Annotated in this window: 13 protein-coding genes; 8 read left to right on the top strand and 5 right to left on the bottom strand. The window is 71.9% G+C overall.

The features are described 5' to 3' along the window. Nucleotides 1–104 precede the first annotated feature (104 nt). Entirely contained in the window at nucleotides 105–1784 is a 1680-nt protein-coding gene (locus ACZ7L7_RS01745; protein ID WP_472074384.1) for a carbohydrate binding domain-containing protein, read from the top strand. 47 nt (nucleotides 1785–1831) lie between these two features. Here ACZ7L7_RS01745 and ACZ7L7_RS01740 read toward each other — a convergent pair whose 3' ends face one another. From ACZ7L7_RS01740 to ACZ7L7_RS01730, 3 genes are all read right to left on the bottom strand, one after another. Further along, the gene (locus ACZ7L7_RS01740) at nucleotides 1832–3082 is read right to left on the bottom strand and encodes an alpha-L-fucosidase (RefSeq protein WP_285513826.1); all 1251 of its coding nucleotides are present in this window, start codon (nucleotides 3080–3082) and stop codon (nucleotides 1832–1834) included. Between the two features lie 2 nt (nucleotides 3083–3084). Next, the gene (locus ACZ7L7_RS01735; protein WP_453601708.1) at nucleotides 3085–6126 is read right to left on the bottom strand and encodes an alpha-mannosidase; all 3042 of its coding nucleotides are present in this window, start codon (nucleotides 6124–6126) and stop codon (nucleotides 3085–3087) included. A gap of 64 nt (nucleotides 6127–6190) precedes the next feature. After that, on the bottom strand, nucleotides 6191–7531 hold the full coding sequence (locus ACZ7L7_RS01730; RefSeq protein WP_472074382.1) for a 6-phospho-beta-glucosidase: 1341 nt from the start codon (nucleotides 7529–7531) through the stop codon (nucleotides 6191–6193). 200 nt (nucleotides 7532–7731) lie between these two features. Between ACZ7L7_RS01730 and ACZ7L7_RS01725 the strand changes: the two genes are divergently transcribed. The 4 genes from ACZ7L7_RS01725 to ACZ7L7_RS01710 all read left to right on the top strand — a co-directional run bounded on the left by ACZ7L7_RS01725 (nucleotide 7732) and on the right by ACZ7L7_RS01710 (nucleotide 11711). Further along, a complete protein-coding gene (locus ACZ7L7_RS01725) occupies nucleotides 7732–8580 on the top strand; it encodes a hypothetical protein (protein ID WP_471591631.1) in 849 nt (282 codons plus the stop codon). Between the two features lie 9 nt (nucleotides 8581–8589). Beyond that, nucleotides 8590–9369: an IclR family transcriptional regulator gene (locus tag ACZ7L7_RS01720; protein ID WP_471591630.1), complete on the top strand. Its 780-nt coding sequence runs from the start codon at nucleotides 8590–8592 to the stop codon at nucleotides 9367–9369. A 480-nt stretch (nucleotides 9370–9849) separates the two neighbouring features. Continuing rightward, nucleotides 9850–11040, top strand: a complete 1191-nt coding sequence (locus ACZ7L7_RS01715; protein WP_285513821.1) for a sensor histidine kinase — start codon at nucleotides 9850–9852, stop codon at nucleotides 11038–11040. Next, a complete protein-coding gene (locus tag ACZ7L7_RS01710; protein ID WP_285513820.1) occupies nucleotides 11037–11711 on the top strand; it encodes a response regulator in 675 nt (224 codons plus the stop codon). The genes ACZ7L7_RS01715 and ACZ7L7_RS01710 overlap by 4 nt, the downstream gene beginning before the upstream one ends. On the opposite strand, the gene ACZ7L7_RS01705 is transcribed toward ACZ7L7_RS01710, so the two are convergent. Continuing rightward, nucleotides 11702–12169: a VOC family protein gene (locus ACZ7L7_RS01705; protein ID WP_285513819.1), complete on the bottom strand. Its 468-nt coding sequence runs from the start codon at nucleotides 12167–12169 to the stop codon at nucleotides 11702–11704. The genes ACZ7L7_RS01710 and ACZ7L7_RS01705 overlap by 10 nt on opposite strands. A gap of 252 nt (nucleotides 12170–12421) precedes the next feature. Between ACZ7L7_RS01705 and ACZ7L7_RS01700 the strand changes: the two genes are divergently transcribed. Beyond that, entirely contained in the window at nucleotides 12422–14536 is a 2115-nt protein-coding gene (locus ACZ7L7_RS01700; protein WP_285513818.1) for an MMPL family transporter, read from the top strand. Nucleotides 14537–14925: 389 nt separating this feature from the next. Then, nucleotides 14926–16314: a glycoside hydrolase family 16 protein gene (locus ACZ7L7_RS01695; RefSeq protein ID WP_285513817.1), complete on the top strand. Its 1389-nt coding sequence runs from the start codon at nucleotides 14926–14928 to the stop codon at nucleotides 16312–16314. Between the two features lie 173 nt (nucleotides 16315–16487). On the opposite strand, the gene ACZ7L7_RS01690 is transcribed toward ACZ7L7_RS01695, so the two are convergent. Next, a complete protein-coding gene (locus tag ACZ7L7_RS01690; RefSeq protein WP_453601693.1) occupies nucleotides 16488–17381 on the bottom strand; it encodes a helix-turn-helix domain-containing protein in 894 nt (297 codons plus the stop codon). Nucleotides 17382–17541: 160 nt separating this feature from the next. On the opposite strand from ACZ7L7_RS01690, the gene tkt reads away from it, so the two are divergent. After that, nucleotides 17542–19617: a transketolase gene (gene tkt / locus ACZ7L7_RS01685; protein ID WP_285513815.1), complete on the top strand. Its 2076-nt coding sequence runs from the start codon at nucleotides 17542–17544 to the stop codon at nucleotides 19615–19617. The last annotated feature ends 9 nt before the right edge of the window (nucleotides 19618–19626 follow it).

The following is a 19626-nucleotide window of genomic DNA, read 5'->3' as shown; positions in this document are numbered from 1 at the left end:
TGACGCTCGCCTTCTTGACAGTTCAGTTGGTCCATACCAATTTGGTTGCGCACTCTCTTTCTGCACCACCTCCCGAACCACCCCCATATCTTCAGGGAGTTCGCGTGCGCACCTCACTGTTCAGACGTCCCGGACGTCGCTTCCTCGCACTGCTGGGCTCGGCGGCCCTCGCGCTCACCGGAGCGGTCGCCCTGCCCGGCACGGCCCACGCGGCCAACATCCTGTCCAACCCGGGCTTCGAGTCCGGCTCCCTCTCCCCCTGGACCTGCACCGGGAACCTCGGCTCGGTCGTCTCCTCGCCCGTGCACGGCGGCTCGCGGGCCCTGCAGGGCGCGGTGAGTTCGAGCGACATCGCCAAGTGCAGCCAGACGGTACGGGTCCAGCCGAACACCGCGTACACGCTCAGCGGCTGGGTGCGCGGCAGCTATGTCTACCTCGGCGTCGAGGGCGGCGCCGCCACCTGGACGACCTCGCCGTCCGCGTACAGCAGGCTCACGGTGTCGTTCACGACCGGCGCCTCGCAGACCTCGGCCACCGTGTACACGCACGGCTGGTACGCGCAGGGCACCTATTACGCCGACGACGTGAGCCTGGACGGGCCGGGCGGCGGCTCGGACACCCAGGCGCCGACCGCGCCGGGCAACCTGCGCTCCACCGGCAAGAGCTCCACCAGCGTCTCGCTGGCCTGGAACGCCTCCACCGACAACGTCGGCGTCACCTCGTACGACGTCTACCGCGGCTCGACCCTGGCGACCAGCGTGTCCGGCACCAGCGCCACCGTCGGCGGGCTGTCCCCGAGCACCTCCTACACCTTCACCGTGCGGGCGCGGGACGCCGCCGGGAACACCTCGCCGGCCTCCAACGCGGTCAGCGTGACCACCGACCAGGGCGGCGGCGGAGGCGGCTTCAAGCAGGCCGCGCCCTATCTGTACCTCGGCTGGGGCGACCCGCCGAACGCGGCCTCGGTGATGAGCCAGACCGGTATCAAGTGGTACACGATGGCCTTCATCCTCTCCTCCGGCGGCTGCAACCCGGCATGGGACGGCAACCGTCCGCTGACCGGCGGCAACGACCAGAGCGTCATCAACTCCATCCGCGCGGCGGGCGGTGACATCGTGCCCTCGATCGGCGGCTGGAGCGGCAACAAGCTCGGGCCGAACTGCTCGTCGGCGGAGGCCCTCGCGGGCGCCTACCAGCGGGTGATCGACGCCTACGGCCTCAAGGCGATCGACGTCGACATCGAGAACACCGACGAATTCGAGAACGCGGTGGTGCAGGACCGCATCCTCAACGCCCTGAAGATCGTCAAGGCCAACAACCCCGGCCTGCGCACGATCATCACCTTCGGTACGACGACCACGGGCCCGAACTACTGGGGCAACCGGCTCATCGAGCAGGCCAAGGCGCTCAACGCCGACATCGACGTGTTCACGATCATGCCGTTCGACTTCGGCGGCGGCGCCGACATGTACGGCAACACCGTGAACGCGACGGAGGGCCTGAAGAACAAGCTGAAGTCCACTTTCGGGTGGGACGACGCGACCGCCTACGCGCACATCGGGATCTCCGGCATGAACGGGCTCAGCGACCAGCAGGAGCTGACCTCGCCGGGCACCTGGACGCAGATCCGCGACTGGGCGAACTCCCACCACATCGCGCGGCTCGCCTTCTGGTCGGTCAACCGTGACCGGCCGTGCCCCGGCGGCGGCGTGGTGAGCAACTGCTCCGGCATCAGCCAGAGCAACTGGCAGTTCACCTCCATCACGGCCGGGTTCACCGGCTGACGACCGCCTGACGGGTGTGGGGAGCACGGCTGGCATCCCCACGCCCGTCAGGCACGTCCCGTGCCCCGGTACACCTCCAGCTCGCCGTCCAACTCGACGGCGAGCACGGTGGCGTACGGATCGAGGTCGGTCTCGGCGGGCGGGCCGATCCACAGTACGCCCGGCGTCTCGTGCAGCCCGCCGATCACCCGGTACGGCAGCTCCCGGCCGCTCCCCAGCACGGTGACCCGGCGCGCCCTGCTGACCAGCCCCCGCACCCCGATCTCGGCGCGCGGGATGTCGAACAGGGTCAGGTACAGGGTGCGCCGGTCCGCCGACAGGGTGCTCGGGCCGTAGTGATGCCCGGCGGGCAGCCCCCGCCCGGTGCCGTACACGGCGTCCGCGTGCCGGGCGATCCAGTCGCCGAGCCCTTCCAGCCGCTCGGCCTGCGGGGCGGGGATCGTGCCGTCCTCGCGCGGGCCGACGTCGAGGAGGAGGTTGCCGCCCCCACCGATGGTCTCGGTGAAGTAGCGGACCAGTTGGGCGACCGACTTGTGATGGTGGTCGTGGTGCTGGAAGCCCCAGGAGTCGTTGACCGTCAGGCACAGCTCCCAGGGGCCGTCCGGTGGGGTCACCGGGGCGCCCTGCTCGGGGGTGGCGTAGTCGCCCTCGCTCAGCATGCGCGCGTTGAGGACGACGTCCGGGACCTCGGAGCGGATCAGGGCGGCCAGTTCGGGGATGCGCCACTGTTCCTCGGTGCGCTCCCACTCCCCGTCGAACCACAGCAGGTCGGGCCGGTAGCGGGTGGTCAGCTCGCGGATCTGGCCGTCCCGGTAGGCCAGGTACCGTTCCCAGGCCGCCGGGTCCTCGTGCCCCTCGGCGGGCTGGGCGTAGGGGTTCTCCTCCTGGCCGGGCAGTCCGCCGGGCTTGCGGACGGAGGCGTAGTCGGGGTGGCTCCAGTCGGAGTGCGAGTAGTACAGGCCCACCTTCAGGCCCTCCTCGCGCAGGGCGTCGGCGTACGGACGGATCAGGTCCCGGCCCACGTTCAGCTTGCCGTGGGCGGAGTCCCACAGGGCGACGCCGTCGTGGTGGCGGCTGGTGAGCACCGCGTACCGGGCGCCGGCCCGGGCGAAGAGGCGGGCCCACTCCCGCGGTTCGTACCGGGCGGCGGCGAAGCGGTCGAGTTGGGAGAGGTACCGGTCGTAGGGCACGCGTCCGTCGTAGAAGGACCAGGACTCCGCGACGCCGTCGACCGCGTAGATCCCCCAGTGGACGAAGATCCCGAGCTTGGCGTCGGTGAACCAGGGCGGTATCGGCACGGTCAGCTCCTCGCCAGGCGGAGGGTCAGGATCTGGAAGGGGCGCAGTTCGAGGGGGACGGCACCGTCGGTGAGGGGCGCCTCGGACAGGGGGCGTTCGAGGAGGTCGGTGATGTGGGCCCGGGCGGTGCGGAAACCGGGGCGCAGGGTGCCGCGGGCGCGGCCGCCGCGGGACTCGTAAAGCCGTACGACGACGTCGCCGGAGCGGTCGTCGGCGAGCTTGACGGCCTCGACGGTGATGCCGTCGCCGTCGACCGCGACCACGGGGGCGGGCGGTGCGGCCGTGTCCGCCACGCGGAGGGGCAGGTTGAGGGCGTAGCCCTCGGCGACCGCGTCCGCGATGTCGGCGCCGGGGAGCAGGGCGTAGGTGAAGCGGTGCCTGCCCTGGTCGGCCTCGGGGTCGGGGACGCGCGGGGCGCGGACCAGGCTGAGCCGGACCGTGGTGGTCGTGCCGCCGTCCTCGCGGACCGTGCGGGAGATGTCGTGGCCGTAGGTGGAGTCGTTGAGGACGGCGACACCGTAACCGGGTTCGCCGATGTGCACCCAGCGGTGGCCGGAGACCTCGAATCGGGCCGCCTCCCAGGTGGTGTTGGTGTGCGTGGGCCGCTGGACGTGGCCGAACTGGATCTCGGCGGAGGAGTGCGGGGCGCGGACGTCGACCGGGAAGCCCGCCTTGAGGAACTTCTCGGCCTCGCGCCAGTCGAGGTCGGTGGCGAAGTCGATGCGGGGGCTGTCGGCGCGCAGGGTGACGGTCTGGGTGATCGTGGAGCCGTTGCCGAAGGCGCGGACGACGCGGATCGCGCCGATCAGCGGGTCCTGCCCGACGACCGTGATCTCCGTGGTCTCCAGCAGGTCGGTGTAGCGGTTGTTGTAGTGCTTGTCGACGTCCCAGGCGTCCCAGTAGTTGGGCAGGTCGGTGTGCAGGCGCAGCGAGTTGCCCTTGCCCGCCAGGACTTCGCGGCCCGCGCGCCGGTCGTACACCGAGGCGAGGGTGCCGTCCTCGGCCAGTTCCACGCGGACGAGGCCGTTGTCGAGGGCGCGTTCCTCGACGGTCACGGGGTGCTGGGGGGCGACCGGGGTGAGGGGTGCGCTGCCGTTCGCCGGGACGCGCACGAGGGTCGGCCCTCCGTCCGGCGTGCGCAGCACCTCCCGCCGCTCGTACGGGCTGGTGTTGAAGACGCGGGTCTCCCCCGCGCCCAGCGCCGCCAGCGCCTCGGTCGTCAGGGCCTCCAACTCCGCGGCGACCCGCGCGTATTCGGCCTCCGCCTCCCGGTGCACCCAGGCGATGGAGGAGCCCGGCAGGATGTCGTGGAACTGGTGCAGCAGCACCGTCTTCCACAGCCGGTCCAGCCGCTCGTACGGGTAGGCGTACCCGGGGGCGTGCAGCGCTGCCGTGGACGCCCACAACTCCGCCTCGCGCAGGGCGTGTTCGCTGCGCCGGTTGCCCTGCTTGGTGCGGGCCTGCGTGGTGTAGGTGGCGCGGTGCAGCTCCAGGTACAGCTCGCCGACCCAGACCGGGGCGTCCGGGTACTCCTCGCGGGCCTTGGCGAAGAACTCGTCCGGGTGCTCGACGACGACCTTCGGGGAGCCTTCCAAGTCGGCGAGCCTGCGCGCCCGTTCCATGATCTCGCGGGTGGGGCCGCCTCCGCCGTCGCCCCAGCCGAAGGGGGCGAGGGAGCGGGTGGCGCCGCCCTTCTCGGCGTAGTTGCGGACCGCGCGGGACATCTCCTCGCCGCTGAAGCGGGCGTTGTAGGTGTCGATGGGCGGGAAGTGGGTGAAGATGCGGGTGCCGTCGATGCCCTCCCACCAGAAGGTGTGGTGGGGGAACTTGTTGGTCTGGTTCCAGGAGATCTTCTGGGTGAGGAACCACTCGTTGCCCGCCAGCTTGGCGAGTTGCGGGTAGGCCGCGTTGTAGCCGAAGGAGTCGGGCAGCCACACGCCCTTGGTCTCGATGCCGAAGTGCTCGATGAAGAACCGCTTGCCGTGCACGAACTGGCGGGCGACGGCCTCGCCGCCGGGCAGGTTGCCGTCGGCCTCCACCCACATGCCGCCGACCGGCACCCACTGTCCCTTGCGCACGGCCTCCTCGATACGCGCCCACACCTTCGGGTAGTGGTCGCGCACCCACGCGTACTGCTGGGCCTGGGAGCAGGCGAAGACGAAGTCGTCGTACTCCTCGGCGAGCGCGGTGACGTTGGAGAAGGTGCGGGCCGTCTTGCGCTTGGTCTCGCGGATGGGCCACAGCCAGGCGGAGTCGATGTGGGCGTGGCCGACCCCGGAGATCACATGGGCGCTGGCGTGCGCGGGCCGGGACAGGGCCGGCTTCAGGGCCTCGCGGACGGCGGGCGCCGAGCCGGGGATGTCGTCCAGGTCGAGGAGGTCCATGGCCCGGTCCAGGGCGTGCGCGATCTCGTGGCGGCGCGGGTCGTGCTCGCCCAGCTCCCGCATCAACTCGCTCAGCACCTGGACGTCCAGGTCGAGGTGGAAGACCTCCTCGTCGAGGACGGCGAGGTCGGCACGGCGGAAGGTGTACAGGGGGCGGTCGCCCGCGGTCAGGACATCGCCGAGGGGGGTGGGGCGGGCGAAGCCGTCGGCCAGGATGTCGGGGTTGGAGGCCGCTTCGACGAGGTAGTCGATCCGCTCGCCGCCGGTCGCCGTCCGCGCCACGGGGACGTACTGGTTGAGCGGGTTGACCGCCTTCAGCGGGGTGCCGTCGGGGAGGTGGACGAGGGCCTCGGCCTGGTTGCCGGGCCAGTCGCTGGTGAAGCCGAGGTCGATGACCGCCTCGACGCGCCTGCCCGCCCAGGCGGCGGGCACCTCGCCGCGCATCCGGAACCAGGTGGTGCCCCACGGCGGGCCCCAGGGGGTGTCCATCGCGAAGGGGGCGTACGGGGCGGAGGCGGCCTCCTCGAACGGCACCGGTTCGCCCGGCGCCGGCCATGCCTCCACCGTCAGCGGCACGGTGGCCGCGTACAGCGCGGGGCGGATGCGCTGGTGGTGCAGACGCTCGACACGCTGCTCGATCCTCCGGCGTTCGTCGTGCATGGGGTCTCCAAAGGGCGGGCGGAAGGCTGACGGTAAGCCGGGGAAAGCGCTTGCACAAGGTCGCTTACACAAGGTACGCCAGGCCCGGATGGACCGCGGTGTACCCCTCCACCAGCCTGCGCGCGACGTTCACCGAGTCGACCAGCGGATGCAGCGCGAACGCCTTCACCGCCGTCGCCCGTGACCCGGACTCGGCGGCCGCCAGCACCTCCCGCTCGACCGCCTTCACCGAGCACACGAGTCCGGTGGCATGGCCGGGGAGCGGGTCGACGGCGACCGGGTGGGCGCCGTTGGCGTCGACCAGGCAGGGCACTTCGATGACCGAGTCGGCGTCGAGCACGGACAGGGTGTGCCGGTTGCGGACGTTGAGGATCAGGGTGGTGCGCTCGTCGCGGGCGATGGCCCGCATCAGGGCGAGGGCGACCTTCTCGTAGCCGCCGGACAGGTCGTCGGCCTCGCGCTCGCCGGCGCCCGCGGTCTCCCGGTTCTCGGACATGTAGGTGGCCTCGCGCTCGGCCCGGGTACGCTCCCAGGCGGCCAGCGCCCCGGCCTGCGGGTCGGCCACCCCGTCGTAGAACTGGGCCTGCTGGTCGCGCAGGAAGGCACCGCGGGTGCGCTCGGCGCGCTGGTAGGCGAGGACGGTCTCGCGGTTGAAGTAGTAGTAGTGCAAGTACTCGTTGGGGATCGCGCCGAGTGCGCGCAGCCAGTCGGCGCCGAAGAGCTTGCCCTCCTCGAAGGAGGAGAGCAGCGCCGGGTCGGCGAGCAGCCGCGGGAGTTCGTCCCGTCCGGCGACGCGCAGGCCGCGGACCCAGCCGAGGTGGTTGAGGCCGACGTAGTCGATCCAGGCCTCGGCGGGGTTCTGCACGCCGAGTACACGGGCGATACGGCGGCCGAGGCCGACCGGCGAGTCGCAGATGCCGATGACCCGGTCGCCCAGGTGGCGGGACATGGCCTCGGTGACCAGGCCCGCGGGGTTGGTGAAGTTGATGACCCAGGCGTCCGGGGCGAGCCGGGCCGCGCGGCGGGCGATGTCCACGGCCACCGGCACGGTCCGCAGCCCGTAGGCGATGCCCCCGGCGCCGACCGTCTCCTGGCCGAGGACGCCCTCGGCGAGCGCCACCCGCTCGTCGTTCGCCCTGCCCTCCAGGCCGCCGACCCGGATGGCGGAGAAGACGAAGTCGGCGCCGCGCAACGCCTCGTCGAGGTCGGTGGTGGCGGTGACCGCGGGCGCGTCGGTAACCGGCGCCGCCTGCTCGGCCAGCACCCGGGTGATCGCCGAGAGCCGCCCGGCGTCCAGGTCGTGCAGTACGACCTCGGTCACCCGGCCCTCGCCCCGGTCGGCCAGCAACGCCCCGTACACGAGCGGCACCCTGAATCCGCCGCCGCCCAGAATCGTCAGCCTCACGCCCGCACCTTTCCTCGCCCGATCACCGCGTCGATGAGCCACGGCCATCCTCTCCCTCCCCGGGGAGGGGGATTCCGGCCCGGTCGAATTGTCCAACGCGCGGACGGCATCGGCCTTTGACCGCCGCTCCCCGACACGGTGACCCGCGCGGCGATCCATGGTTCGATTCCCCCTGTCCTCGTCGATGGGAAGGGAGCCTGATGAAACGTCAACTCACCTGCGCGGCCGCTCTGTTCGGTGCGCTGGCGCTCGGTGCGAGCACGGCCACGGCGGCCGGTGACCCGCAGTGGGCGGAGGCCGGTACGGCGTACACCGACACCCTGGGCGGCGGGCAGGGGCTGGCGAGCCGGGCCGACGGCTCACTGCTGTACCGGGGGCTGCTCGACATACCGCTGTCGCTGCGGATCAAGGGCTGGAACCACATCGGCGACCCCGACATCGCCGAGGGCCATGTCTTCGACGCCTACCAGGGCCCGGACAACGCGACCTCGAAGATGTTCGCGGTAACCACCCCGTCCGGCAAACGCTACGAGTACGTGCATCAGCTCAACCCGGGCGAGAAGCTGAACAACTCCTTCGCCGCCGTCTCCCCGGACGGTCAGTGGATGGTGGCGGGCGAGTGGGGCGAGCAGCACCGCCTCCAGGTCTTCCCGACGCCGGTACTCAACAAGTCCACCCCGCCGACCGGCGGCGACCTGAAGGAGGCCTGGCAGATCACCCTGGACAAGCCGGTACGGGACATCCAGGGCTGCGACTTCGTCACCGACACCCGCCTGGTGTGCGCCTCCAACGACGCGACCGGCTCCCACTTCCCGGAGATCCGCCCGCTCCTCCAGGTCGACCTCCCCCGCAAGCTGGACGGCCAGCCCATCACCGGCACGGTGAAGTCCCTGTTCGCCCTGCCGCAGCGCAGCTGGTGCTCGGGCACCTTCGAAACGGAGGGCGTGGACTACGACGCCCGGACCGGCACCCTGCGCGCCCAGGTGATCCAGCCGGGCGTGTGCGCGGTGTCGACCACCGTGTACTCCTACCGGCAGGCCGCCGGCTGACGCCGGGTCATGCCCCCTCGTTCCCCCCGTTCCCCTCTTTCCGCGCCCGACCGGCTGCTGGCCGTGCTCGCCGCCTTCGACCACGAGCATCCGGCGCTGCGCCTGACGGACATCAGCCGGCGGGCCGGGCTGAGTCTGAGCACCGCGCACCGGCTGGTGCGGGTGCTCAGTCAGTGGGGCGCGCTGGAGCGGGACCCGGAGGGCCGGTACCACGTGGGGCTCAGGCTGTGGGAACTGGCGGCGCTGGCACCGCGCGGACTCGGCCTGCGCCAGGTGGCGCTGCCGTACCTGGAGGACCTGTACGAGGCCACCCACGAGAACGTGCAGCTGGCGGTGCGCGACGGCGACGACGTCGTCTACATCGAGTGGCTCTCGGGCCGTTCCGCCGTCGGCGTCCACATCCGGGTCGGCGCCCGCTGGCCGCTGCACGCCACCGGAGTGGGCCTGGTCCTGCTGGCCCACGACGACCCGGCCCGGCAGGAGGAGTACTGCGCGGGCCCGCTGGCCGCCTTCACCCCGTACACCCTCACCGATCCCGCCCGGCTGCGCCGTGCGCTGGCCGAGGTGCGGCGCACGGGTGTCGCGGTGAGCAGCCGCCAGGTCACCGACGACGCCCTGTCGGTGGCCGCCCCGGTACGCGGCGCCGACGGCACGGTCGTCGCCGCCGTGTCGGTGGTGGTACCCGAGGCGGGCGCCCAGGTCCCGGTACTGGCCCCGGCGGTGCGGCTCGCGGCACGGGGGATCTCACGGGGCCTGGGGTGGCTACCGGATGGGGGAGCGACGGGGTAGGTGGGACCCACGCTGCCGCTCCTACCCCGACGGGCGGACCGAGGGACCTCGCACTACCCCGGCGGGCGGACCGAAAAGCCCCGCACTACCCCGGCCAGCCGACCGTAGAACTCGCACCGCCCCGGGAAGCGGGCCCAGGGACAACACTCTGACCCCCGAGTCCGACCGCCAGACCTCGCACTTGCCCCCGCACGCCAACCGAGAGACCTCGCACTCGCCCGGCCAGCGGATCGAAGGACCCCGCACTACCCCGGCCAGCGGACCGAACAACCCCGCACCGCCCCGGGAGGCCGGCCCAGGGACATCACTCTTACCCCCGCGGCCGAGCGCTAGACCTCGCACTCGCCCCCATGGGCCGGTCGAGAGGTCTCGCGGACCCGGCCCGAGCGGGTCCGATATCCCTCTCACCGGTGAGGACCGTGGCGCGTCCGGCTCCGATACTGGACGGGCCTCCTCCCCCGAGAGCCCAGGGAGCCGCCCATGCCCCCGCCGTCCTGGCTCGCGCCCGCCGTCACCCGGCTGCGCACGGCGAACCCGTACGTCGTCGACGCCGCGCTCGCCGCGCTGGTGCTGTTCGCCGCCTCCCTCCAGTGGATGTTCCCGGACGAGGGCGACGACCGGCTCACGACGCAGGGCTGGCTGCTCGCCCTGGCCACCGCGCTGCCCCTGGTGTGGCGTCGCCGCGCGCCCTTCGTCACCGCGGCCGCCGTCTCCGCGGCCACGGCCTCCATGGCCTGGTACCACGCCCCGCCCCCGGACGTCGTCTACGGCGGCCTGGTCGTCCTGTACACGATGGCCGCCCAGGGCAAGGTCTGGCAGCGCCGGTTCATGCTGACGGGCTGGATCCTCGGCGTGGTCCTCACCATGCAGCACAAGGAGGATCCCCTCCCCTTCGAGTACGCCTTCCAACTGCTCAGCCTGGTCTTCGGGTACGGCTTCGGCATGCTCGCCCGGGTGCAGCGCGCCTACACCGCGGCCCTGGTGGACCGGGCCCGGCGACTGGAGCAGGAGCGGGCCGCCGACACCGCGCGGGCCATCGCGCAGGAACGGGCGCGGATCGCCCGGGACATGCACGACATCCTCGCCCACGCCGTCAGCCTGATGGTGGTGCAGGCCGAGGCGGGTCCGGTGGTGGTGCGCAGCGATCCGGAGCGCGCGGAGGCCGCGTTCGACGCCATCGCGGCGACCGGCCGGGACGCGATGGCCCAGTTGCGGCGCATCCTCGGGGTGCTGAAGGAGGAGGAGCGCGAGGGCGGCGCGCGGCGCGTGCCGCAACCGGGCGTGGCGGCGCTGTCCGGACTGGTCCGCCAGGTCACCGAGACCACCGGACTCCGCGTCGGCCTGCGCACCGACGGCGATCCGCGCCCGCTGCCGCCGGACACCGAGGTCGCCGCCTTCCGCATCGTGCAGGAGGCGCTCACCAACACCGTGAAGCACGCCTGCGCCTCGTCCGCTACGGTCGCTCTGGAGTGGGGGGAGGACGAGTTGACGCTGTCGGTGACGGACGACGGACAGGGCCCGTCGGGGCCGGGCGGAGGCCATGGGCTGATCGGCATCCGGGAACGGGCCGCGGCCTGCGGAGGCAGCGCACGGACCGGGCGCGGTCCCGAGGGCGGGTTCCGGGTCGTCGTACGCCTTCCGGCCGGTGACCGGCAGGTGGCGCTCGGGTGAGCATCCGCGTGGTGGTCGCCGACGACCAGGAACTGGTCCGCAGCGGCTTCAGCATGATCCTGGAGGCGCAGCCGGACATCGAGGTGGTTGCCGAGGCCGGGGACGGCGCGGAGGCGGTGGCCGCCGTGGAGCGGCACGCGCCGGACGTGCTGCTGCTCGACATCCGGATGCCCGTCATGGACGGTCTGGAGGCGGCCCGCCGGGTGTGCGGGCAGTCCGCCTGCAAGGTCGTCATGCTCACCACCTTCGATCTGGACGAGTACGTGTACGAGGCGCTGTGCGCGGGGGCCAGCGGCTTTCTGTTGAAGGACGTGCGCCGGGACGACCTGGTGCACGCGGTCCGGGTGGTCGCCGCCGGGGACTCCCTGCTCGCCCCGACCGTGACCCGGCGCCTGGTCGCGGACCTGGTGCGGCGGCGCCGTCAGGAGACGGCGGCGGAGGTCACCCCAGAGCGTCTGGAGGTGCTCACCGCGCGGGAGGTGGAGACCCTGCGGATGCTGGCCCGCGGCCTGTCCAACGCGGAGATCGCCTCGGCCCTGTTCGTCAGCGAGCACACCGTGAAGACCCACGTCAGCAATGTGCTGAGCAAGCTGGGGCTCAGGGACCGGGTGCAGGCGGTGATCTGCGCCTACGAGACCGGGCTGGTGACGCCCGGGGAGCATCAGTCCTGACGGTCGTCCCCCAGTTCGGTGAACAGTGTCAACTGCAGGGCACCCGGCGCCTCCAGACGGGAGTTGAGCGAGTTCCAGGGCGTGCGCGTCGGATCGGCGACGACCTGGGCGCCGGCGTCCGCCAGGCGGCGCGTCACCGCCGGTGAGTCGGCCACCTCGAACGCCACCCGTATGTGCCCGGCGACCCGCCGTCCGACCTCGACCTCGTCGATGAACTCCGCGTGGTTCGGGTCGGTCAGCTCCAGTGTGGCCCGGCCCGCCTCCAGGATGCTCACCCGCCCGCCCGGCGAGGAGAACGCGGCCCGCTCGGGCAGTCCGAGGACATCCCGGTAGAAGTGCAGCGCGGCGTCGTAGTCCTCGGCGGTGACCACGAGCCGCAGTTCGCGGACCCCGGACTCCGGCTGCTCCCCCGTCGGCTCCTGCTCCCGCGTCTGTTCCTGCCTCTGCTCCTCGGACATGCGCGCTCCCCCGTGAACGACGTTCCCGACCCCCTGGCCGTCCTCGACCCGGCGATCAAGCTTTCCTGACCGGACAACTCCCGGCCCGTCCCGAGGATTCCCGCCGCCCCATCCCTCGTACGAGTGAGTCCGCCCCGTCCCTCCCCCGTACGACGGAGCCCCGCAAACCGCTCCCTCCGGCGATCCGGCGCACCCCGGTCCGGGACGAGTCTGGGGGCACTTGACCACTGTCCCGATTCGCCGGAGGCTCCCGTGCTCTCCACGTTCGCCCGGGCGGCCACCCGCCGCCCACTCACCGTCATGCTTCTCTGGTTGCTCTTCCTGCTGCTCGGCTTCGGGCTCGGCACAGGCGTCTTCGGACGGCTCTCCGACGAGGTACCGAACGTACCCGGTACCGAGTCGGAGCTGGCCGAGGAGTACCTCTCCTCGGTCGACCCGACCGGCGAGTCCGTCACCGCGGTCGTCGCGGGCGAGTCGGTCTCCGACGCCGCGCTGCGCGCCCAGGTGGAACGGGCCGTCGCCGAGGTGCGCGAGATCGCCGGGGTCGCGGCCGTGCCCGATCCGTACACCACGCCCGGTCTCACCGCCGAGGACGGCCGGGCGTTGATCATCCCGGTCACGTTCGAGGGCGGTCTGGACGGCGAGGCCGAGGAGGACGCGGTCAACGCCGCCGCGGACCGCATCCGGGAGATCGACGCGCCCGACGTCCATGTCAGCGGCGGTGAACTGCTCGGCATGCAGATCGGCGAGCGGGCCCAGGCGGACGTCAAGAACGCCGAGTTGATCTCCCTTCCGGTCGTACTCGCCCTGCTTCTGGTGGTGTTCGGCGGGCTGCGCGCCGCGGCGCTGCCGCTGGTGATCGCGGTCAGCGGGATCGCGGGCGCGTTCCTGGCGCTGTTCGCGTTCAGTGAGGTCACGGACATCTCCGTGTACGCGATCCAGGTGACCACCATGCTGGGGCTCGGACTCGCCGTGGACTACGCCCTGTTGATGCTGGTGCGGTTCCGGGAGGAGCGCCGGCACACCGAGGACGTGGTGGAGGCCGTGCACCGTACGGTCGCCGCGGCCGGGCGTACCGTGCTGTTCTCCGGGCTCACGGTCGCCGTCAGCCTGACCGGGCTGCTGGTCTTCCCGAGCGTGTTCCTGCGCAGCATGGGCCTGGCCGTGGCCGCCGTGGTGGTCGTCGACATGCTGGCGGCGCTCACCCTGCTGCCCGCGCTGCTGGCCAGGTTCGGCGGGCGGATCCCGGCCGCGAAGGTCCGCCCGGACCGCGAGGAGGGCCGGCTGTTCGCGCGGCTGGGCCGGTTCGCGGCGCGCCGCCGGATCGCCGTGGTCGCCACCGTCGTACCGGCGCTGCTGGTACTGGCCCTGCCCGTCGCCCAGCTGACCATCGGCATCGGCGACGCCAAGCAACTGCCCACGAACACCGAGGCACGACAGCTCTACGACACGGTCGACGCGCACTTCCCGGCCGGTACCGGGGTCGAGCCGATCACCGTGGTCGTCCGTCCCGGCACCGACCCGGCGACGGCCGAGCGGATCGGCTCGCTGTCGGGTGCCGAGTCGCGTGAACTGCCGGGCGGGACCACGGTGGTGGAGATCCAGCCGCCGGGGAGCGCGGACGGCGAGGCCGCCACGGACCTGGTGGAGCACATCCGTGACCTGCGCGGCGACGAACCGGTGGAGGTGACCGGGGTCGCGGCGCGGCTGGTGGACTTCCGGGAGATGCTCGCCGAGCGGGCGCCCTGGGCCGCGGTGACCGTGCTCGCCGGTATCTTCGCACTGCTGTTCGCCTTCACCGGCTCGGTGCTCATCCCGCTGCGCACCATCGCGACCACGCTGCTCAGTCTTGGCGCGGCGCTCGGTGCGGTGGTGTGGGTGTTCCAGGACGGCCATCTGGCCGGGCTGCTGGGCGCCGAGGGCTTGGGCGCGCTGAGCCTGACCGCCCCGCCGCTGATCGTGGCCATCGCCTTCGGACTCGCCATGGACTACGAGCTGTTCATCCTCGCCCGGATGCGGGAGGCCCGGGAGCGCGGCGAGGACGACCGCGAGGCCGTCGTGACCGGCCTGCGTCGCTCCGGACGCGTCGTCACCTGCGCCGCGCTGCTGCTGGCGGTGGTCTTCGGCGCCTTCATGACGGGCGGCTTCTCCCCCATCCTGCAGATCGGGCTGGGGCTCACGCTGGCGGTGCTCATCGACGCCACCGTCGTACGGATGCTGCTCGTCCCGGCGACCATGGCCCTGCTCGGGCGGCACGCCTGGTGGGCACCGCGGCCGCTGCGCCGGCTGCACGACCGGATCGGGATCACCGAGGCACCCGAACTCCCGGAACACGAAAGGGCGGTGAGCACGGGCGCGAGGCCGTAGGCACGGCGGCTTGCGGATCGGTACGGGCGCGGGGGCGTAGGCACCGGCGACTCCCGGATGGATATGGGCGCGAGGCCGTAGGCACCGGCGACTCCCCGACCAGCACGGCCACAGGCCACCGCCACCCGCGACTCCCCGACCAGCACGGCCACACGGCCCCAGGGCCACCCTCACCCGCGACTCCCGGATCAGCACGGCCGCCCCCGACCGTGCTGATCCATGCATGGCCCCTTCACTGCGTGAACTCACCAACCCCGACCGGGTTTTCTCTGCTTCACCTCTTGACGACCGGGGTGCCCGGGGGCACATTGACGTCACTTTGAGAGCGCTCTCAGTCCGCTCTCAAAGACTCCCCGCACCCCACACCCGTACCCGAGAGGCAGCACCCGATGAGTGAATCCTCCGGCACCCCCCACAGACGACGGCGCCCGGTGCGGCGCGCGCTCGTCGCGGCGTTCAGCGCGCTCGGCCTCGCGGCGGCGGCCGTCGCGTCCGCCGACGCCGCCGCGCCTCCGCCCCCGTCGGGCTGGACGCAGGTCTTCGTGGACGACTTCAACGGCCCCGCGAACACCGGCGTCAACACCGCCAACTGGCAGTACGCGACCGGCCACGGCTACCCGGGCGGGCCCGCCAACTGGGGCACCGGCGAGATCGAGAGCATGACGTCCAGCACCAACAACGTGTCCCTGGACGGCAACGGCAATCTGCGCATCACCCCGCGCCGGGACGCCTCCGGCAACTGGACGTCCGGCCGGATCGAGACGGTGCGCGGTGACTTCCAGCCGCCGGCGGGCGGCAAGCTGCGGGTGCAGGCCCGTATCCAGATGCCCAACGTCACCGGCGCCGCCGCCCGCGGCTACTGGCCCGCGTTCTGGATGCTGGGCACGCCCTACCGCGGCAACTGGTGGAACTGGCCGAGCGTCGGCGAGCTGGACATCATGGAGAACGTCCAGGGCCTCAACACCGTCTGGTCGACGATGCACTGCGGTACGTCCCCGGGCGGCCCCTGCAACGAGACGTCCGGCATCGGCGGTTCGCGCGCCTGTCCCGGCGCCACCTGCCAGGCGGGCTTCCACACCTACGCGGTGGAGTGGGACCGCTCGACCAGCCCGGAGCAGATCCGCTTCTACGTCGACGACATCAACTACCACACCGTGCGCTCCAACCAGGTCGACGCGACGACCTGGAACAACGCCACCAACCACGGGTACTTCATCATCCTGAACGTGGCGATGGGCGGCGGGTTCGTGGACGCGTTCGGCGGCGGTCCGGACGGCGCGACCGTGCCGGGTCACTCCATGGTCGTGGACTACGTCCAGGTGCTGTCCAGCGGCGGCGGCCCCACGACGCCTCCGCCGACCGGCAACCGGGACGCCTACAGTGCCATCCAGGCCGAGTCCCACGACAGCCAGTCCGGCACGTTCCTGGAGTCCACCTCCGACTCGGGCGGCGGCCAGAACATCGCCGGCATCGCCAACGGCGACTGGGCGCTGTACAAGGGCGTCAACTTCGGCTCCTCGGCGGCCACTCAGTTCGTGGCGCGGGTCGCGAGCGGGGCCGGGGGCGGGGTGAGCGGCCTGGTCGAGGTGCGCCTGGACAGCCGTAGCAACGCGCCCATCGGGAGTTTCGCCCTCGCCAACACCGGCGGCTGGCAGAGCTGGCGGACCGTCCCGGCGAACATCAGCGCGGTAACAGGCACGCACGACGTGTACTTGACCTTCACCAGCGGCCAGCCGGCCGACTTCGTGAACGTCAACTGGTTCCATTTCGGCCGCTGACACCGGCGGCCAGCACTGCGGCGGTCCGGATTCCCGACCGGGAGTTCCGGACCGCCGTCGCGCCTACGGTGACTGTCGGATTCGGGCCACCGACACGCCGTACCGTCGCCACATCGGGCGCCCGAATCCGCCGAAACCCAATCTCACCGACGAACCCAACCCCCCTCCCCTCCCTACCGCATCTCCGCCCGGAACGCCGCTGGCGTCATCTCCGTGTGCTGGTGGAAGAACTTGGAGAAGTTCGCCGGATCGGGGAACCCAATGGCCGCGCCGACCCGGCCGACCGGGAGGTCGGTGTGGGCGAGGAGGCGCTTGGCCTCCAGGACGACCCGCTTGTCGATGAACGCCTTCGGTGTCTCCCCGGTCGCCGCCCGGACCGCGCGCACCAGGGTGCGGCGGGAGCAGCCGAGTTGGTCGGCGTAGGCGCTGACGCTGTGGTTGGTGGCGAAGCCGCGCTCCACCGCGTCCCGGAACTGGGTGAAGGCGGAGTCCGCCTCCCGGTGGGCCGTGTCGTGCGCGCTGGCCGCGAGATGGGCGAGGCGCAGCAGGAACGCCGACAGGGAGTGGCGCAGCACGGCCGTGTGCAGGCTGAGGGGAAGCGTGGTCGAGTCCTTGTACTCGCGGCGGAGCTGGCGCAGTGAGGAGCGCAGGGCCGCGAGCTGGGCTTCGTCCGGATGGAGCAGTGGGGGCAGGTCGTAGCGGTACAGGCCGGTCGCCTCGACCGTCGCGCGGGGCAGGAAACCCGGCTGCATGGTCAGGACGGTGCCCCGGTAGGCGCTCGTGTCGCTGAAGCGGTGGATCTGGCCGGGGCGGATCCAGAGCAGGTCGCCCGCGCCCGCCTCGTACTCGGTGAAGTCGATCATGTGACGGACGGGGCCGTCGTCGAACAGCATCACGACGTGGAAGTCGATGCGGTGCACCCGCCCGGGCGGCGCCTCGGCGTGCCAGGTGCGCTCCGGTTCCATCGGTCCGACGCGCATACCGACGCCGAGCACGCTCAGGTCGACCGGGAAGGGGAAGGTTCTGATGCCGTCCTCGCCGTCGCCTTGCACTGTTCTGTCCGCCATGTCGCCCTCGTACCGCCTCGGCCCCGCACTGCGTGTCCCACTTTCACCACAGGCTGACACACCTGGACCTTCCCTCGAAAAAGTCAGACTTTTACAGTCGAACGCGCCTCACCAGCAAAGACGCCGTATTCGATGAACTCTTGAAGAGGACTGGCTTCAGATGAGCACGCAGTACCCGGACCCCCTGGACTGGACCGACCTCGACCGGCGTGCCGTCGACACCGCGCGCCTGCTGGCCGCGGACGCCGTGCAGAAGGTCGGAAACGGCCACCCCGGCACCGCGATGAGCCTCGCGCCGGCCGCGTACACGCTCTTCCAGAAGGTGATGCGCCACGACCCCGCTGACCCCGAGTGGACCGGCCGCGACCGCTTCGTCCTCTCCCCCGGTCACACCTCGCTGACGCTCTACACCCAGCTCTTCCTCGCCGGGTACGAGCTGGAGCTGGACGACCTGAAGGCGTTCCGCACCCAGGGCTCGAAGACCCCCGGTCACCCCGAGTACGGCCACACCGCGGGCGTGGAGACCACCACCGGACCGCTCGGCCAGGGCGTCGCCAACGCCGTCGGCATGGCGATGGCCGCCCGCTACGAGCGCGGCCTGTTCGACCCCGAGGCCCCCGAGGGCGCCTCCCCGTTCGACCACACCGTCTGGGCGATCGTCTCCGACGGCGACCTGGAGGAGGGCGTCGCCGCCGAGGCCTCCTCCCTCGCGGGCCACCAGAAGCTCGGCAACCTGGTCTTCCTCTACGACGACAACCACATCTCCATCGAGGGCGACACCGCGACCGCGTTCTCCGAGGACGTGCTGAAGCGCTACGAGGCCTACGGCTGGCACACCCAGCGCATCGAGCCCACCGAGGACGGCGACGTCGACGTACGCGCCCTCCACACGGCGCTGAAGGCGGCACAGGCGGAGACCGGGCGCCCCTCGATCATCGCGATGCGCACGATCATCGCCTGGCCCGCCCCGAACGCCCGCAACACCGAGGCCTCCCACGGCTCGGCGCTCGGCGACGAGGAGATCGCCGCCACCAAGCGCCTGCTCGGCTTCGACCCGGAGCAGACCTTCGAGGTCGCCGAGGAAGTCCTCGCCCACAGTCGCCGCGCCCTGGACCGGGGCGCCGAGGCGCACGCCGCCTGGGACAAGCAGCTCGCGGAGTGGCGTACCGCCAACCCCGGGCGCGCCGAACTATTCGACCGCATCGTCGCCGGGCAGCTCCCCGAGGGCTGGGAGGCCGCCGTGCCGGTGTTCGAGCCCGGTACGTCCGTCGCGACCCGTGCCGCCTCCGGCAAGGTGCTCCAGGCGCTCGGCCCGGTCATCCCCGAGCTGTGGGGCGGCTCCGCCGACCTCGCCGGGTCGAACAACACGACCATCGACAAGGCCAGCTCCTTCCTGCCCCAGGGCAACCCGCTCCCGGAGGCCGACCCGTACGGCCGCACCATCCACTTCGGCATCCGTGAGTTCTCCATGGCCGCGGAGATGAACGGCATCGCCCTGCACGGCAACACCCGCGTCTACGGCGGCACCTTCCTGGTGTTCTCCGACTACATGCGCAACGCCGTCCGGATGTCCGCGCTGATGCAGCTCCCGGTCACCTATGTGTGGACCCACGACTCCATCGGTCTGGGCGAGGACGGCCCCACCCACCAGCCGGTCGAGCACCTGGCCTCGCTGCGCGCCATCCCCGGCCTGAACGTCGTCCGTCCGGCCGACGCCAACGAGACCGCCGTCGCCTGGGCGGAGATCCTGCGCCGCCACGCCACCGCGCCCGCCCCGCACGGCCTGGCCCTCACCCGTCAGGGCGTACCGACCTACGAGCGCAACGAGGACGCCGCCAAGGGCGGCTATGTCCTGCGCGAGGCCTCCACCGAGGTCCCGGACGTGGTGCTGATCGCCACCGGCTCCGAGGTCCAGCTCGCCGTCGCCGCCCGCGACCTGCTCGAAGCCGAGGGCGTCGGCACCCGTGTGGTGTCCATGCCGTCGGTGGAGTGGTTCGAGGAGCAGCCGCGCGCGTACCGGGACTCCGTCGTTCCCCCGTCCGTGCGAGCCCGCGTCGCGGTCGAAGCCGGGATCGGTCTGACGTGGTACCGCTTCGTTGGGGACGCGGGACGCATCGTCTCCCTCGAACACTTCGGCGCCTCCGCCGATGCCAAGACCCTGTTCGCCCAGTACGGCTTCACCGCCGAGAACGTCGCGGCAGCGGCCCGGGAGTCCCTGGCCGCCGCGCGTGGTTGATCCGAACGC

Source organism: Streptomyces sp. NPDC110618 (assembly GCF_055657065.1).
The sequence above is the reverse complement of the archived record's forward strand: the minus strand, read 5'-3'. Positions and strand labels throughout refer to the sequence as shown.